The organism is Scandinavium lactucae (assembly GCF_033843265.1).
In the GTDB taxonomy this organism is placed as follows: domain Bacteria; phylum Pseudomonadota; class Gammaproteobacteria; order Enterobacterales; family Enterobacteriaceae; genus Scandinavium; species Scandinavium lactucae.
The window spans coordinates 192668-209602 of sequence record NZ_JAWXRD010000029.1 but is presented as its reverse complement, the minus strand read 5'-3'; the positions used below and the strand labels follow the sequence as shown (position 1 = coordinate 209602).

General features: G+C 51.2%; 13 protein-coding genes and 1 other RNA gene. 6 read left to right on the top strand and 8 right to left on the bottom strand.

Annotated features, from left to right (window positions below):
* Positions 1-16: 16 nt before the first annotated feature.
* On the top strand, positions 17-883 hold the full coding sequence (rsmI, locus tag SIK69_RS11510) for a 16S rRNA (cytidine(1402)-2'-O)-methyltransferase (protein WP_319627362.1): 867 nt from the start codon (positions 17-19) through the stop codon (positions 881-883).
* Between the two features lie 66 nt (positions 884-949).
* On the opposite strand, the gene SIK69_RS11505 is transcribed toward rsmI, so the two are convergent.
* From SIK69_RS11505 to ampR, 8 genes are all read right to left on the bottom strand, one after another.
* Positions 950-1723 carry a DeoR/GlpR family DNA-binding transcription regulator gene (locus SIK69_RS11505; protein WP_319786135.1) on the bottom strand — a complete coding sequence of 258 codons (774 nt, stop codon included), beginning with the start codon at positions 1721-1723 and terminating at the stop codon, positions 950-952.
* Positions 1724-1833: 110 nt separating this feature from the next.
* Complete coding sequence (gatD, locus tag SIK69_RS11500) at positions 1834-2877, bottom strand: galactitol-1-phosphate 5-dehydrogenase (protein WP_319786134.1); 1044 nt, start codon at positions 2875-2877, stop codon at positions 1834-1836.
* A 44-nt stretch (positions 2878-2921) separates the two neighbouring features.
* Positions 2922-4295 (bottom strand): galactitol-specific PTS transporter subunit IIC, encoded by a 1374-nt coding sequence (locus SIK69_RS11495; protein ID WP_319786133.1) that lies wholly within the window; start codon positions 4293-4295, stop codon positions 2922-2924.
* A 4-nt stretch (positions 4296-4299) separates the two neighbouring features.
* Entirely contained in the window at positions 4300-4584 is a 285-nt protein-coding gene (gene gatB, locus SIK69_RS11490; protein ID WP_319786132.1) for a PTS galactitol transporter subunit IIB, read from the bottom strand.
* A 29-nt stretch (positions 4585-4613) separates the two neighbouring features.
* Complete coding sequence (gatA, locus tag SIK69_RS11485; protein WP_319786131.1) at positions 4614-5078, bottom strand: PTS galactitol transporter subunit IIA; 465 nt, start codon at positions 5076-5078, stop codon at positions 4614-4616.
* A gap of 13 nt (positions 5079-5091) precedes the next feature.
* Positions 5092-6363 carry a tagatose-bisphosphate aldolase subunit GatZ gene (gene gatZ, locus SIK69_RS11480; protein WP_319786130.1) on the bottom strand — a complete coding sequence of 424 codons (1272 nt, stop codon included), beginning with the start codon at positions 6361-6363 and terminating at the stop codon, positions 5092-5094.
* Between the two features lie 78 nt (positions 6364-6441).
* The gene (locus SIK69_RS11475; protein ID WP_319786129.1) at positions 6442-7296 is read right to left on the bottom strand and encodes a tagatose bisphosphate family class II aldolase; all 855 of its coding nucleotides are present in this window, start codon (positions 7294-7296) and stop codon (positions 6442-6444) included.
* A gap of 137 nt (positions 7297-7433) precedes the next feature.
* Entirely contained in the window at positions 7434-8306 is an 873-nt protein-coding gene (ampR, locus tag SIK69_RS11470) for a LysR family transcriptional regulator AmpR (protein WP_319786128.1), read from the bottom strand.
* 129 nt (positions 8307-8435) lie between these two features.
* Between ampR and ampC the strand changes: the two genes are divergently transcribed.
* The 5 genes from ampC to SIK69_RS11445 all read left to right on the top strand — a co-directional run bounded on the left by ampC (position 8436) and on the right by SIK69_RS11445 (position 16854).
* Complete coding sequence (ampC, locus tag SIK69_RS11465; RefSeq protein ID WP_319786127.1) at positions 8436-9584, top strand: CMY2/MIR/ACT/EC family class C beta-lactamase; 1149 nt, start codon at positions 8436-8438, stop codon at positions 9582-9584.
* 43 nt (positions 9585-9627) lie between these two features.
* An RNA gene (rnpB, locus tag SIK69_RS11460) (RNase P RNA component class A) lies at positions 9628-10006 on the top strand.
* A gap of 275 nt (positions 10007-10281) precedes the next feature.
* Positions 10282-12843 (top strand): EAL domain-containing protein, encoded by a 2562-nt coding sequence (locus SIK69_RS11455; protein ID WP_319786126.1) that lies wholly within the window; start codon positions 10282-10284, stop codon positions 12841-12843.
* Positions 12827-15385 carry a bifunctional diguanylate cyclase/phosphodiesterase gene (locus tag SIK69_RS11450; protein WP_319786125.1) on the top strand — a complete coding sequence of 853 codons (2559 nt, stop codon included), beginning with the start codon at positions 12827-12829 and terminating at the stop codon, positions 15383-15385. Before SIK69_RS11455 ends, SIK69_RS11450 begins: the two co-directional genes overlap by 17 nt.
* Complete coding sequence (locus SIK69_RS11445) at positions 15382-16854, top strand: GGDEF domain-containing protein (RefSeq protein WP_319786124.1); 1473 nt, start codon at positions 15382-15384, stop codon at positions 16852-16854. The genes SIK69_RS11450 and SIK69_RS11445 overlap by 4 nt, the downstream gene beginning before the upstream one ends.
* The last annotated feature ends 81 nt before the right edge of the window (positions 16855-16935 follow it).

Sequence of the window (16935 nt, the reverse complement as noted above, 5' to 3'; positions counted from 1 at the left end):
CAATACGGACTAAACAATGAAACAACGCGAAACAGCGGACAATTCTCAGGGTCAGCTCTATATAGTGCCCACGCCAATCGGTAATCTTGGCGACATCACCCAACGTGCGCTGGAAGTGCTGCAAGCTGTTGATCTCATTGCCGCGGAAGACACGCGTCATACCGGTTTATTGCTCCAGCATTTTGCCATTAATGCCCGTATGTTTGCCCTGCACGATCATAACGAGCAGCAAAAGGCCGAAACCCTGCTGGCGAAGCTGAAAGAAGGGCAGAACATCGCGCTGGTTTCCGATGCCGGAACCCCGCTAATCAACGATCCGGGCTATCACCTGGTGCGTACCTGCCGTGAAGCGGGGATCCGCGTGGTGCCGCTCCCAGGCCCGTGTGCGGCTATCGCGGCGCTGAGTGCGGCGGGGCTGCCGTCCGATAAATTCTGCTATGAAGGTTTTCTGCCTGCGAAATCGAAAGGCCGCCGGGATGCGTTACGCGCCCTGGAAAACGAACCGCGTACCCTGATTTTCTACGAATCCACGCACCGTCTGCTGGAAAGCCTGGAAGACATCACCGCCGTGCTCGGCGAATCGCGCTACGTGGTACTCGCCCGCGAACTGACCAAAACCTGGGAAACCATCACCGGCGCGCCGGTCGGTGAACTGCTGGCGTGGGTAAAAGAAGACGAAAACCGTCGCAAAGGCGAAATGGTGCTGATCGTGGAAGGTTTCAAAGTGCAGAGCGACGATGCGCTGCCCGCTGAAGCCCTGCGCACGCTGGCCCTGTTGCAAGCCGAACTGCCCCTTAAGAAAGCCGCCGCCCTCGCCGCCGAAATTCACGGCGTGAAGAAAAACGCGCTATACAAGCACGCCCTGGAGCAGCAAGGGGAGTGATGTTTTGAGCCGCTACCCTTGGTTGGGTAGCGACTCAATTATTCCTTGATCTTGTCACCGAACCAATCAAACCGTCTTTAACTCCACACCTGTTTTTTCGAGGGCTGCAATGTCTTGTTTGCTGATGCTGCTGTCAGTAATGACACAGTTAATCTTGTCCATCGGCAGGACTTGATTGAATCCCCGACGGTTGAATTTGGTGGCGTCCAGTACGGCGACAACGTGGTGTGCGGCTGATGCCATCACGCCGCTTATCGAGTAACCCTCGTTAAAGGTAGTAATCCCGTTGGTGGCATCAATGCCGTCTGCACCAACAAACATGAGGTCGGCACTAATACCTTGTAATGATTGTTCCGCGATAGTGCCGTGCATCGAGTGGGTTTTGTGTCGGACGGTGCCACCACACACCACCAGCGTGATGTCTTTATTTTCAGCCAGAGTAAAGGCGGCGGGTAAACTGTTGGTGATCACCGTGATATTGGTTTTCTTAACCAGCTCTTCGGCAATCAGTAGTGTCGTACTTCCACTGTCGAGGATCACCGTCATGCCTTCGGCGATCATTTTTGCTGCGGCCTGCGCGATGCGCTTTTTAGGATCGCTTGCCAGTTTGTAACGCTCTTCCAACACAACTTCCTGGCTGTCGGCTTCGGCTAAATTGCTGCCTGGCTTTGCCGCACCACCATGGAAACGCGTGACTAAGCCTTTATCTTCCAGTAAACGTAGGTCTGCGCGAATGGTTACCTCTGAAGTACCAAAGGCATTCGAAAGATCCAGAACCAATACGCTTCCCTGGGAGTGAACCAGTTCGACTATTTTGTTCCTTCGTTCAAATGAGTTCATCTTGATATGCCTGACAATTAATTGTGGCTAGTGTAATCGAAGGATAATGAAAGTTGAACGATAAATTTCGAAAGTAGAGGGGAGCCAGCCAGGTCTGCTGGCTCATATTTTTAAGGCAAGCTGAGCAGTATTTTTCCCTGCATGGGTGCGCCGTTTAACGCTTCAACTGCAGTGGCAAAGCTTTGCATATCACCGCGATGGGCGATCAACGGTTCCAGCTGTAGTCGATTTTCCGTTAATAGACGTGCGGCGGTTTCCCATTCTGTTCCAGGCCAAGGGCTGGAGTAGTTCATCCAGCTGCCGAGCAGGGTTAACTCTTTTCTCAGAATTTGCCCGAACACGTTAGCGTTCAGCGTCAGATCCTGATGAAGCGTACCTACCAGCGCCAGCTGAGCGCGGGGGCCAGCGATTTCAATCGCCAGGGCTACGGTTTGCGGCGCGCCTGCTGTTTCCAGAATGAGTTGATCAAATTGACGTTCAGCCAGGGCGGACTGGATCTCTGCCGCACTCATTTCCCGACTGTTTAATGCGTGAGTCGCCCCCAGCGTCCTGGCGAGTGCTAGTTTTTCAGGATTAATATCCACCGCCGTGACGCTTATCGCACCCAGTTCTCGTGCGCACTGCATAGCCAGCAAGCCAATGGTCCCTGCGCCAACGATAATGACGTTTTTGTCCTTGCAGCCCTGAGCAAGATTGAAAGCATGAAGCCCTACGGTGATGGGTTCGATAAATGCCCCATCCTCAATGGGCATCGTCGAAGGTAAACGAAAAAGATTGGCGCGTTTCACGACTACATATTCTGCGTTTCCCCCTTCGCTGCGTGAGCCGACAAATTGATAGGATTTACAGAGTGAGAAGAAGCCGCGCTTACACTGAGGGCAACTAAAGCAGGGGAGCAGAGGCACGCAGGCGACGGCATCGCCGGGTTGCAGATCGGTCACCTCGTTGCCATAGGATTCGACATAGCCGCTAAATTCATGGCCCAGCGTAATCGGATAGTAATGCGCGCCATGACTGAAAATACGCGGAATATCTGATCCGCACAGCCCTGCACTGACGACTTTTACCAGCACGTCATCATCGGTTTTTAATTGTGGAATAGGGCGTTCTTCAACGTGCACTTTTCCCTCAGCGTGGATAACCACTGATTTCATAAGATTCTCCAGAAATGAGCAGGGGAGCGAGGGCTCCCCTGCTATTAAGAAAGGCTTTCCGCCTGCTGAATAGATGCCGCTTTTTCGGCGGCGACAAAGTTACGCGCCCGACGCCAGGTCAGCAGTACGCCCGTCAGATAAACCACGGCGATAATGAGGAAGCCAGTGATGTTCTTCCAGGTGAACAGTTGGATGAGCAACCAGGTAATCGGTGAGCCGCCCTGGTCCATTGATGCGACCATTCCACCGGCCTTTAATGCACCCGCATTTTCGGCAAGCTGGGTATGTAAGCCAATGGTTTGCGTGGCGATCCAGAGAGTGATACCCATGATGATGACGCCTGAAATTAGGGTGCGGAACAGATTGCCTTGGTGCACCGCAACCGCCATCGCGACGAAGAAGCCGATGGTTGCCAGGTCACCAAACGGCAGGACCTGGTTACCCGGAACCAGCACGGCAACCAGAATGGTCAGCGGAATGAAAATCAGGCTCGCAGAGACCACCGAGGTGTGCCCCAACAGCAGAGCGGGATCCAGACCAATCAGGAATTCCTGACCGCCAAACTTCGCTTGCAGGCGCTTACGTGCATGTTTTGCTATCGGTGTTAGGCCATCCATAATCGGTTTGATGACGCGCGGCATCAGCAGCATGACGGCTGCTGTTTTTACCGCCAGTTGCAGAACGGCTTTGATGTCATATCCCGCCAGCAGGCCAATCACCAACCCCATCACAAAGCCAACGGTGACCGGTTCGCCGAAGGGACCAAAGCGTTTCTGTACGTCATCGGCACTGAAGTGGACGCGGTTAAGTCCGGGGATTTTCTCAATGATGGTGTCAACCAGCACGGCTATTGGCCCCAGGTAGGCTGATGAACCATGCGGGATAGCGATGCCTTCCAGCCCGAAAAAGTCGCGGGTGTCTTTCGCAAACCAGTCGCCAAGTTTGTAGACAAAGGCGGCGTGAAGGACGACCCCGAGAATACCAATCCAGTACGAACCCGTGGCAAGGTGCAGCATCGCGCCGGTAAAGGTCATATGCCAGATATTCCAGATATCGACGTTAACGACGCGGGTCATCCGGGTGACCAGCATGACGATGTTCACCCCAATCGCAATCGGAATGGCGACCAGCGCAATTTGCGAGGCCCAGGTCATTGGGGAAGATCCCGGCCAGCCGATATCGACTACATGCAGGTTAATCTGGAACTGTTCGGCCATAGCTTTAGCGGCAGGGCCAATGGAATCCAGCATCAGACCAATCACCAGACCGATGCCGACAAAACCAATGCCGATATGTAACCCTGATTTAAAGCAGTCGCCGAGCTTCATCCCCAGTGCTTTAGAGAAAACGATGATCACCAGAGGCAGCATCACCGTTGGGCCCAAGTCGAGGATATAACGCATTATTTCGCTAAACATGGCGTTACCCCACGAGGATGTTCAGGATTTTTTGCTGCAGAGCTTCGATACCCACGCCGGATACAAACGGCATACCGTGAACCACGGGGATATCACCAAAGGTACGATCGACGCGGGCCGTGGTGCAGATGAGGTCCGCGCCATCCATATAGGTTTCGATTTCTGTCACCCGACACTGCACTAAATCGAGTGTGATGTTGTTCGCTTCACAGAGCTCTTTGATTTCTTCAGCGGCCATAGTGGAGGTTGCTACCGCCCCACCGCAGGCCACAATGATTTTACGTTTCATAGGGTATTCCTTTTATTATTGGTTTCTTATTAATTCTGAATGCAAGGTTGAGGGTCGAGAACGGTTTCCCGGAACAGTGTGGCCAGTTCGGAATCAGGGGCGTTAAGCAAGGCGGCAATGGTCTCCGGATTTTGTAACTCACCAAAAAGACGACGCAGCAGCTTCAACTGCGCAGTCGGATTTTCAACGATCAGGGCAATGATTAACGACGCTTCTATCTCTGTATCATCGTCCGCCTGTTGAAATTTCACCGCACGAGTGGGGCGAATCAGATAAAGCGCGGGTGATCTCGCATGGATGGCTTCGCAGTGCGGGATCGCGACAGCATGATGCTCAAGTGCAATCCCGGTAGGAAATACAGCTTCCCGCTCGAGTAATGCCGCTGGATAGGTGTCATGCACGACACCTTTTGCCAGCATTTCTTCACCAATGTGGGCCAGCACCTGCTGGCGTGAACTGAAGTCAATTCCGGTACGAACAAAGAGTTGGCTCATAGAATCTCCGGGGTCAGGCTGCCTGGGCTGTGCAGCCAAAACGATAGGCCCTGAGCACGTCCTGAATTTTGTCAATAATCAGGTTGTGCGGGGTGGGGGCGAGGGAATTATCGGCCAGGCGCTCAAACTGAACCGGCATAAACTGACTGATTAATCCCAACGGTAATGACACCTCATTCAGATTGGCGATAAGTTTCTCCACGCTTTGTCTGATACGAGGATGAGGCCAGTAATAGCGGATTCGGTCAGAGAGACTGAAATGAATATCAACCATGGCCTGGCTCCATGTAGGGTGATAATACTTCTTCCAGTAACCCGGTTCGTTGAGCATCACCTCATCAATCACGTCGAGCACGTGACTGCGGTTTTCCGGGGAGATCAGTTCGTTTTCCATCTGTGCCAGCGCAAAAATAGCTTCTCGCAGCGCGAAGGTCAGCGCCGGGCCGACTTTCAGAATGGCGTAGTGATCGCGCACCAGGGCGTGGTAAGCCTGACGGGTTTGATAGTCGGTGGAATGGGCCTCGTAGACCATTGGGGTTTGCTTGATCCAGCCAGACAGTGCTTCAGCCGCGTGCGGTTGGTAGTGAATAATCTGCGTATGATCGAATTCAACGCCGGGCTGGACAACGATCGCAATCACTCGCGTTAATGCTTCTTCCAGATCTAAGGCTCGGAATGCAATTTGATGCGTTTCTAGTGTGCGCGCGGCATCTTTTTCTCGGGTGACGTGCACCGTACCAATCGTGCTGGCTTCACCTCCGGGAACGGGAACCTCCGTTCCGATGACGTAGGTGAGTAAACGTTTCTGTGCTTCTGTCGCTGTGGCTTCCGCTGCCTGGCAGAGTACGGCTGCGCGTTCGGCGACGACAGTAGGATCAAGCGGTGTAGGGTCGTCAGCACAGGACATCGAGGCATCGAGATGGATTTTGCTGAACCCCGCGGCGACATAGGCTTTGATGAGATCGACGGATTTTTTCATCGCCACGGCTGCAGATTCATGTTGCCAGCAGTTTGGTCCGAGATGATCACCGCCAAGAATGAGTCTGTCGAGCGGGAAGCCAACATCCTGAGCAATCTGATGCACAAAATCGCGAAAATCCGCCGGTTTCATTCCGGTGTAGCCGCCATCCTGGTTGACCTGATTAGAGGTGGCTTCGATCAATACTTTATTGTCGCTATTCAGATCGAAGCGTAATGCGGCTTCTATGACCAACGGATGCGCCGAACAGACGGAGCAAATCCCCAAATGTTCCCCGCGTTTATGACGGGCGATTATCTCTTTCACGTTACTCTCCGATAGTGTTGCACTACTGCTAATGGTTTAAATTTCAAAATGGATCGAGCAGGCCTTGACGTGGCTGAGCTAGAGTTTTCCTTCGCTGCCACAATCCAATATGACTTTCCTGACGACCTGCTTCATCGCGGCTTTGGCGGGGATCATGTAATGCCGGGGATCGTTGGCATCGGGATGAAGGCTCAAATAGTCTTTGAGCGCATTGGCGAACGCGATTTTAAGTTCGGTTGCGACGTTAACTTTGCAAATGCCCAGCCCGATCGCCCGGCGGATGTCTTCTGTAGCAAGTCCTGACGCACCGTGCAGCACCAGCGGAACCTCGACGTGCTGACGAATTTCCGCCAGACGGTCAAAATCAAGTTTGGGTTCTCCAACGTACAGCCCATGAGCGGTGCCAATCGCGACGGCCAACGAGTCGATGCCTGTTTTTTCGACGAACTCGCGAGCCTGAAGGGGATGGGTATAAAGGGCGTCTTTAGCGTCAACGGTCAGGTCATCTTCTTGCCCGCCCAGGCGTCCCAGCTCGGCCTCCACGCTCACGTCGTAGCGATGGCAGTTGTCAGTCACTCTTTTAACCAGGGCGATGTTCTCGGCAAATACGTGATGCGAACCATCAATCATGACTGAACGCACACCGGCTTTTACTTTTTGCTCGATGTCAGTCGAACTTTCATGATGGTCGAGGTGAATGGCCAGAGGATGGTTGTAGCTTCTGGCTAGTTCAGCGGCAATTGCCACAACATTCCCCGTACCGGCATAGCTGAATGTTCCCGGCGTTCCCGCCACAATCAGCGGAGAGTGAAGCTCTGACGCGGTTTCTACCACGACCTGTAGCGTTTCAAGGTTGTGAATATTGAAGGCTGGGACGGCATAACCTTCACGTTGAGCCTTCTTTAGCATCGCTTTGGTCGAAATGATGAACATTCTTCCTCCGAATTCTTTCGTTTATCATCTTCGAAATAAACTATAGGCTTTCGGAATGTTGTTTTGTGATTTGGATCGAATAAACAAAATAATCGAAAGAAATAGAAGGGTTGTGAAAGTTTGGCGCTGAGCTTCCGTTACAGGCTCTGATTCACCAGCCAGCGGGAAAAATCATCCATGGCCGGGGTTTGGGGGCGGGATTGCAGCCGCGTCAGCCAATAGCTGCCGAGGTGAATGTGGTCATCAAACGGTTGGACGATGCGCTCGCTATTAAGCAGGTGAGTGAACATGTTCACCGGGGCGATGGCGATGCCCATTCCCGCCTGCGCGGCTTCCAGCATGGTGACCGAGGAATCAAAGACCATCACCTCATGGGTCGGGGAAGGCGGCTGTGCCCCGACGGCCTCAAACCAGGTATTCCATTCATCGGGGCGATACGAGCGCAGCAGCGTGAAGCGTAGTATGTCGGCTGGCGTGTGGAGTTCAGCGGCCAGCGCCGGGCTGCACAGCGGCCCCAGCGGCGCAGGGCATAAAAATGTCGCATCGGTCCCGTGCCAGGCACCGTTGCCATAGCGAAGCGTGTAATCCAGCCCTTCAGCCGCCGGGTCGACGCGGTTGTTATGGGTGGAAAGATGTAAATCGATATAGGGGTAGCTGCGGCGAAAATCCGCCAGCCGGGGCAGCAGAAAGCCGGTAGCGAATGTCCCCACGACACCAACCTTCAGTTTCTCCCGCTCGTGCGAGACCGCAAATCGGTCCAGCATCCCCGCGATCCGGTCAAACGAATCGTTCAATACCGGCAGCAGGCTTTCGCCTTCCGTCGTCAGCCGCAGCCCGCGTGAAACACGGACAAACAGCTGGCAGTTCAGGTGATCCTCAAGGGCTTTGACCTGCTGGCTGATAGCCGAGTGCGTGACGTTAAGCTCAATGGCAGCATGCGTGAAACTAAGATGTCGGGCCGCCGCTTCGAAGGCACGTAGCGAATTAAGGGGGATGTAACTCCGGGTCATGGGCTATCCGTTAGAAAATCTTAAGGCTACTGCTAAATTTAACCGTTTGTGACCGGCAGTCAAATCCCGCAGACTGAGCTTGTCTGAAGGGCCCGGACATTCAATCGTGTGACTTATGGAAGAATTTCAATGATGAAAAAAACACTCTGCTGTGCGCTGGTTCTCAGCGCGTCGTTTTCCGGTTTTGCTGCACAAAAAACATTAAATGACAAACAGTTAGAAGACGCTGTTAATCAAACCCTGAAGCCGCTAATCAACGCTCAGGCTATCCCCGGTATGGCAGTGGCGGTGATCTATCAGGGTAAGCCGCACTACTTTACCTATGGCGTGGCTGATGTCTCCAAAAAACAGCCGGTGACGACGCAGACAATTTTTGAGCTGGGTTCCATCAGTAAAACTTTCACCGGTGTGCTGGGCGGTAATGCGCTGGCACGTGGTGAAGTGAAGCTTAGCGATCCGGCCACAAAATACTGGCCTGAGTTAACCGGCAAGCAGTGGCAGGGGATTACGCTGCTGGATCTGGCTACCTACACGGCGGGTGGATTGCCATTGCAGGTTCCCGACGAGGTCAACGATCAAGCGGCGCTGCTGAAGTTCTACCAGAACTGGCAGCCGGAATGGGCACCGGGCACCCGCCGGGTGTATGCCAACTCGAGCATCGGTCTGTTTGGTGCGCTAATGGTCAAACCGTCCGGTATGGGCTTTGAAGAGGCAATGACGAAGCGCGTATTACAGCCGCTAAACCTCAACCATACCTGGATTAACGTTCCGGCCAGTGAAGAAAAACAGTACGCCTGGGGCTATCGTGATGGCAAGCCGATGCACGTCGGGCCTGGGATGCTGGATGCCGAGTCCTACGGCGTGAAATCGACCGTGGAAGACATTGCGAGCTGGGTGCAGGCCAACATGAATCCGCAGCAGGTGAGCGACCCGATGCTGAAACAGGGCATCGAACAGGCACAATCTCGCTACTGGCGCAGCGGCAGCATGTATCAGGGGCTGGGCTGGGAAATGCTCAACTGGCCGGTAGCCACCACCACCGTGATTAACGGCAGCGACAATAAGGTCGCGTTGGCGGCACAGCCAGTCTCGGCGATTGAACCACCGGTGCCGGCAGTGAAGGCATCGTGGGTGCACAAAACTGGATCGACCAATGGCTTTGGTGCCTACGTGGCCTTTATCCCGGAGAAGCAGATTGGTATTGTGATGCTGGCTAACAAGATGTATCCCAATACAGAGCGCGTAAAAGCGGCGTACACCATCCTCGACAAGCTGTAGGTCAAGGGTGACAAAGCGGCGCGAACCCTCTATACTTCGCGCCGAAGCTGACCAGACAGTCGCCGCTTCGTCGTCGTCCTCTTTCGGGGGGAGACGGGCGAAGGGGAGGAAAGTCCGGGCTCCATAGGGCAGGGTGCCAGGTAACGCCTGGGGGGGAAACCCACGACCAGTGCAACAGAGAGCAAACCGCCGATGGCCCGCGCAAGCGGGATCAGGTAAGGGTGAAAGGGTGCGGTAAGAGCGCACCGCGCGACTGGCAACAGTTCGTGGCACGGTAAACTCCACCCGGAGCAAGGCCAAATAGGGGTTCACAAGGTACGGCCCGTACTGAACCCGGGTAGGCTGCTTGAGCCAGTGAGCGATTGCTGGCCTAGATGAATGACTGTCCACGACAGAACCCGGCTTATCGGTCAGCTTCAACTTCTTCTAAAACCCCGCCTCGGCGGGGTTTTTGCTTTTAAGAGCAGGAATTATATATATCATCGTATGCCCGGCAAGCTTGCGCCGCCGGGCAAAAAACTCGGCACCCTATTTTTAATAATAAACAACTTAGAAATAGCGCCTCGCCGACCCTGTGTTATTCTTTCATGCTGAAATATAGTTATTACTCTTACGCAGTTCATCCCTCTGTTCGGTTTGTTATCTCTTTATCTGCTCATGATCTGCCTTAAACAATAGCGCTGCCTGGTGCCTTATTATGTTACGTTTTTTTAAAACATCTTCTTGCTCTCTGACCGGAGCTATCAGGACTTTATTCATTGCATTTTATTGCATGGTATTCGCTATTGTTTCAACGGTTGTCTATCTGGATAGACAGAGTCTACTGGATACCATGAGCCACAACTTGTTTGTCTCTAAAACAAGTATGCTGAAAGCCTCCGTTGAGAACTATATTAATATCCCACGGCAGGCTGACTCCGTGTTAAGGGATGAATTAGAACATACTAAAACCGATAACATTCCGGTGAGTGAAGTATATGCCGACATCATTAACACGATGAATGATGTCTACAAGGGCAGCATCAATCTGAACCTGTTGCAGTTTGGCAATCTACAGGGTGACTATATTGGTGTTAGCCACCACAGCACAGGCGCAAAAGAGGAATACCTGACCCTTAAAGATGCGTCTACCCATCACATTCTCACCTCGTATGCCGGACTCTCAACGCGTTCAACGGTGTCGATGCAGAACCCGCATTACGACATCATGCACCGACCGTGGTATCAGTCGCCCAATGAAAATAGGAAACCGTTCTGGACTCCCGTTTATCGTGATCTCAATACCGGCAGAGAGTTGGGCATTGCCTACAGCGTGCCAGCTTACAATAGCAAGGGTCATTACATTGGTGTGATTGCCAGTGAACTGCATTTACAGAATCTGAACAAAATGCTCATAGACTTACTCCCTTATCGGGACAGCCATTTGCTGATAATGGATGAGCATCATCAGATTATTGCTTCTTCAGTACGTGCTCTGAGGACACCGGCAAAGTCGGACATGGCGTTACCATCGTTGACGAAAAACACCTCTCCGGTGATTACAAATATCGGTAAAATGCTGCTGGATGCCGCCCCAAATGAAGTTATCAATACCCCTCTCAGGGACGCTCGTTATTATGCCAGTCGTATTCCGATAACCGATGATTCAGGCCAATTGAAATGGCAGGCGGTGCTAATAGTTCCGGCTTCGTCGATCGTCAGCAGTGTGAATCTGCATGATAATTTTATGATTGTGGGGCTAATCCTGACGTTCATGCTCAGTGCGACATTGGTTCACGTGGTGCTGGCGCGGATAACCGCCCCGCTGAGCCATATGGTGCAGCGCACCAAAGTAATGGAGTCCGGTCAGTGGCCTCAAGGACCTGCCTCTTATCAATTTAAGGAAATAGCCGAGCTGGAATCCAGTTTTACCCATTTGTCGCAGCGACTCTCAGACAGTTTCGAGCAGATGCGTAAAAAAATAGAATATGACCCGGTGAGCGGGCTGTATACACGCAGTGGTTTATTGAATGATGAGCGTATTTATCAGCATCATAACCTTATTGCGCTAGTCCATGTGACCAATATGAAATCAATCATGAACACCTTGGGCAATAAGTATGCCGACGAGTTTATGACTGAATTTATGCAGCAGGCACAAACCGTGCTTCCAACGAATATCATTGTTGCACGCGACAATATTGATAAATTCATTATTGTCTTTCCTGGTATGAATCAGAAAAGTGATTATGAAAAATATATCGGGATTATTAATTCATTATTTTCTTTAAACCGTCAGTCGGGGAAAAATGAGAATACGAACATCCTGTTCACCGGTAATGCCGGGATGGTACTTCGGGAAATAACACCGGACTCGATTACCGACATCTTAATGCATGCCTGGATAGCGCTGCGCCATGCTGAGAAAATAGGCAATGCGCAAACTCGGTTGTATACCCCCGAAATGCTGGAAACCGAGCTGACGAATATCCATCTGCACGACTCGTTCAGCGGGGCGATGGCCAGCAATGAGATCTATTTGGTTATCCAGCCTATCGTGGGGAAAGACGACAGTACCTCCTGTAACGAAGGGGAGTGTCTTGTACGCTGGCGTTCGGAAAAACTGGGTGACATTCCTCCAGATGTGTTCATCCCGGTGGCGGAAGAAAGCGGGTTAATTATTCCACTGGGGCGCTGGATTATTGAAGAGGCCTGTCGGGAACTGGCGGCAATGATCCACCGCGGAGCCCCGGCGAATTTCCGATTGCACATCAATATCTCGGCTATCCAGCTGTTACAGCAGGGTTTTGCCTGGCATTTATTGGACACCATCCAGCTGAACGGGCTAACTAACGAAAATATCTGTATTGAGATTACCGAGAGCGTGCTGGACCGCGATATGCATCAGGCCGGCCAGGTGCTGAACTACCTACGTCGCCATCATATTCTTATTTGTCTGGATGACTTCGGCGCAGGTTTCTCGAGTCTGTCCTATCTGCATAATATTCATTTCGACATGATTAAAATCTCAAGGCATCTCATTTCTAATCGCCTCAAGAATGAGAAAAGCCTGTCTGTTTTCAATTCATTGCTGATTCTGGCCAAAGGTTTTCAGGTGCCGTTAATCGCTATGGGTATTGAGGATGCTGCAATGCGAGAACATTATTTCACCCTCGGCTGCGAACGGGTTCAGGGATACCACCTCGCCAACCCAGTGCCGTTTTCCTCCTGGTTTAATGACATCACCCGCCAGGAGGCTCCTGATGTTCCGCGAGTTTAAGCAACACCCGATTTCTTTTGCCAAAACCTTAATCAGCCTGCTACTGGTCTGCACTATCGTGATGATTGCGCTGTTTTTCTTTCTCCAGCGTCAGGAGACCAGCGGCTGGTATACCGAAATGACTGAAAAAACGCTTTGCGAGAGAAGTCAGTACATCACTCACCGGATAGAAATGTATCTGGATAAGCCGCGACAGGCCGGAATGCTAATGGCCGACCTGGTGAAGGCGTATGGGGACATCCATTCTCCGGATGTCGAAACACAGCTGAAAGAGGTGTTGAGCAATGATTTTTCGCACCCGGATTCTATTTCGCGCCTCGGGCTGGCGACTGCAGAAGGGAAGTATGTCGCCTTTGAAAGGGATAACCGTTCCGGCAACCTGTTCCTGATAAAAACCTCGCCGACAGTTAATGACCAGTTAAATATTTACCGCACCGCGTCCGAGCATTCAGAGGTGGTCAATCATGTGGCAAATTATAACATTTTCTCGCGCGGCTGGTTTATTCAGGCGATGACCAAAGACACCCCTTTCTGGACCCGAAATTATTACCATATGTCGACCAATCAGGGACAGGTGATGAGCTGGCGGCTGCCGTTATATAACAATAGCCGGAGGTTTTTGGGGGTTATTTTCTCCGACATCAATCCGGCGGTGATGAGCCAGTTACTGGCAACGTTTGCACCTACTAAAGACAGCACGTTGCTGTTGATTGATTCTGGACGAAATATCATTGCCTCCTCCCGTCCTGAATATGAGGTTCCAGCCACAGATGTGCATCAAGGCCAGTATGTCAGCCTGCCGAACATAGACACCTTCCCGGCGTTAAAAACAATGCTACAGGGGATGAACGAGCAATCACGCTCCACTCAGTTAGTCACTTATCACGATGAAGATTATTTTGTGACAGTGCACCCGGTGCGCGATGGGGCCGGGTTGTTTAACGGCACAATGGTGATGATCGCCCCGAATGTGCATCCTTTTAGCCTGTTCAAAACCAGACACTCTTTGGCGCTCATTTTGATGCCAGCTCTGGCGCTGCTCTTTATGTTACTGATGATTATGCTGGTGCGGCAGTTTTTCCACCCGCTGCATCAACTGGTGCAGAAAACGCAACTGCTTGGGAAGCAATCGTGGAAGCCTGTGGAAAAAGACACGTTGTTTACAGAGATAGCAGTACTTGAAAAGGAACTCAGCAGCGCATCGGGTTTGATAACCGTGATGCTGAATGAACAAAAGCAGCGAATTGAGAAAGATAAAGATACCGGGCTACTCACCCGCGAAGGCTTTTTGCATGAGCCAATGCTGCTCGACGATCGCAATTTATTGTTGATGATCCACGTAACCAATTTCCACGATATGCGCAGTACGTTGGGCCAACGGTACGCCACGAAATTCATCCGTTTTTTTGCAGAGAGTCTGGTTCAACTGGCCCCGACGGGGAGCGTTTTCTGCCGTTACTCTGAAGACTTCGTCATCGTGGTGTTCCCGGGCCATAATGAGCAAAAAGATCTCGATACTTATTGGGGGCTGGTTTCTTCACTGTTCCAGGATACGCCCGCCAGACATCTTTATGATGAACAGCAAGAGACATTTCACGTTTTCACCGGTTATGCCGGAGCAGTCCTCGAGACCATCACCGCGGAAAACCTGCTGGAGTGCATGATGAACGCGGGGCTGGCGTTACAACAAATTCGTACCGGGTCCAACCGCGAATATGTCTTGTTCCAGCCAGAAATGCGCGAAAACGAACTCAATAATATCCGCATGTTCCAGGCCCTGCGTGAGGATTTGGTAAACGACGGTTTTCATCTGGTGCTTCAACCGATTGTTGATCTGGATTATGCGCAGACCTTTACGGAAGGGGAATGCCTTATCCGCTGGCAATCCGCAGAGCTGGGCTTTGTACCGCCAGACGTGTTTATCGGGCTTGCGGAGCGCACTGGCACCATCATCAAACTGGGGCGCTGGATTATTGAAGAAGCGTGCCGTGAGCTTGCCGCGTTTATCGCTCGTGGTGCGCCCGACAACTTTAAGCTTCACATCAATATTTCCGCCGTGCAGTTACAACAGCCCGATTTCTCTGAACATTTGCTGGCAAGCATTCAGCGTAACGAGCTGATTAACAGCAATATCTGCCTGGAAATTACCGAAAGTGTTTTACTGCAAAACAGTCATGAGGTGATTGACACCCTCAACTATCTGCGTCGTCTTGGGCTGTCCGTAGCGATTGACGATTTTGGTAGCGGTTATTCCAGTTTGTCGTATCTCCATCTTTTGCCGTTCGATTGTCTGAAAATCGACCGCGATTTTGTGAGTGGCATCATTGATGACCAAAAGAGTGAAGCCATTATTGCCTCGGTGATTATGTTGTCGCAGTCCTTTGGCGTGCCGCTGGTGGCAGAAGGGGTTGAGAGCGCAGAGATGGGCGAAAAATTGCAGGGTATGGGCTGCGAAAAAGCCCAGGGCTATCACTACTCCCGCCCTCAGCCTTTCACGGCCTGGGAACCTAACGACGGTACAATTACGGTGAACGCCAAATGAAGAATACACATCAGCTAAAATCAGAAAAGAAAATTTTTGTGATCGTGCTTTTGGTGATGTTGGTCATCGTCAATGCGTTTACGCTTTTTATTGCATTCTCAAGTGCTAAAACCAATATTGAACTGGTGACTTCGCGGGTGGTTGACGTAATTAATCAGGATACGCAAAACAACCGCAGTATTGCCTCTGATTTGGGAGCCATGCTGCAACTGCCGGATCGTTTATTGAACCAAAATCTGGGCATTGATATCAAAAGATTAATCGGATCGCTTAATGAGACCCCGGGTGACCGCGAGTTTCCGGTCTGGAAGGCAGATATCGATATGTTGCACCGCAAGAAATTCACCATTCTGCGTACCTTCTGGCGCAATTTTAGCAATGCTAATAAGTCGCGATTCACCACTTATTATACCGACGGCGATACCGGTTACTACTACATGTTTAACGGCGAGAAAGCGGTAAAAATTAAAGGGAGCAATCCCCATTTCCGTATAACAGGATATATCGATACCACCTCTAAGATGCTAAAAAATAATCATGGATTTGTGATTCCGGAGCTGTTTTATAGCAATGTGTATGAGGATGCGATCACCCATTTACCGACCATCACCATTGGTAGTCCAGTGGTAATTAATAATTTCAGCGTGCAGAGCAGCAAAATGTCGGGGATTATCGCTACCGATTACACTCGCCCCGATCTTTCGGGTTTATTCCGGGATGCCTTTACACAACTCAATTTACAACATGCGGGCTACGATATTGGTGTTCACAGTCAGAAAGGAAATGATGTGCCGATGAATATCTTTCCTGATAACACGTCGTGGCTGAGCTTTGCTCTCGGCGATATCAAACTCATGAATGGCTTTTGCCTGAGCGCCCGGGTTCACTTTACTGAACTGCTAAGGATCAAGCTTTCAGGACTGATTATCGCCAATATGGTCATGCTGTTTTTCTTCCTGATCTTCATTCGATCGCACAAACGTATCGAATCGATGATGGTTAAGCTGACGACTGACACCTTAACACAGGCACTGTCACGGGAAGGGGGCAAGATAGTGACCGATAATATCTCCAATGGGCGCAACACGATTCTGGTGACGATGGATTTGAATGATTTTAAAGTCATTAATGACACCTGGGGCCACCATGCGGGGGATGAAGCGCTGGTCTTCTTTGCCAATTATCTTTTGCAATCAGTCCGTCAAGGCGATTACTTAATCCGAATGGGGGGGGATGAGTTTGTCCTGTTATTACAACATACGACGCTCGAACAGGCGCGTCGGTTAATGGACCAACGTATGGCTGAGCTGCGCGCTTTCCCGTTTGAAGATACTTCTATCCCGTTATCTTTCTCTTACGGCATCAGCGAATGGCAACATGATTTTACTGAGAGCTTTAAAAAAGCGGATGAAAACCTGTATCAAATGAAGAAGCAGCGAAAGCAGAAAAATAATGAATCATACGCTTGAATGCAGAGCAGCCACATTGCTGCGGCCTTTTTCGTTTACATTCAAATATCTATACATACTCTTTCATACATCTTTATCTCA

Bases quoted from the DNA above. Each gene is read 5' to 3' on its own strand.
- rsmI (WP_319627362.1), top strand. From the start codon at position 17: ATGAAACAACGCGAAACAGCGGACAATTCTCAGGGTCAGCTCTATATA.
- SIK69_RS11505 (WP_319786135.1), bottom strand. From the start codon at position 1,723: ATGAACTCATTTGAACGAAGGAACAAAATAGTCGAACTGGTTCACTCC.
- gatD (WP_319786134.1), bottom strand. From the start codon at position 2,877: ATGAAATCAGTGGTTATCCACGCTGAGGGAAAAGTGCACGTTGAAGAA.
- SIK69_RS11495 (WP_319786133.1), bottom strand. From the start codon at position 4,295: ATGTTTAGCGAAATAATGCGTTATATCCTCGACTTGGGCCCAACGGTG.
- gatB (WP_319786132.1), bottom strand. From the start codon at position 4,584: ATGAAACGTAAAATCATTGTGGCCTGCGGTGGGGCGGTAGCAACCTCC.
- gatA (WP_319786131.1), bottom strand. From the start codon at position 5,078: ATGAGCCAACTCTTTGTTCGTACCGGAATTGACTTCAGTTCACGCCAG.
- SIK69_RS11475 (WP_319786129.1), bottom strand. From the start codon at position 7,296: ATGTTCATCATTTCGACCAAAGCGATGCTAAAGAAGGCTCAACGTGAA.
- ampR (WP_319786128.1), bottom strand. From the start codon at position 8,306: ATGACCCGGAGTTACATCCCCCTTAATTCGCTACGTGCCTTCGAAGCG.
- ampC (WP_319786127.1), top strand. From the start codon at position 8,436: ATGATGAAAAAAACACTCTGCTGTGCGCTGGTTCTCAGCGCGTCGTTT.
- SIK69_RS11455 (WP_319786126.1), top strand. From the start codon at position 10,282: ATGTTACGTTTTTTTAAAACATCTTCTTGCTCTCTGACCGGAGCTATC.
- SIK69_RS11450 (WP_319786125.1), top strand. From the start codon at position 12,827: ATGTTCCGCGAGTTTAAGCAACACCCGATTTCTTTTGCCAAAACCTTA.
- SIK69_RS11445 (WP_319786124.1), top strand. From the start codon at position 15,382: ATGAAGAATACACATCAGCTAAAATCAGAAAAGAAAATTTTTGTGATC.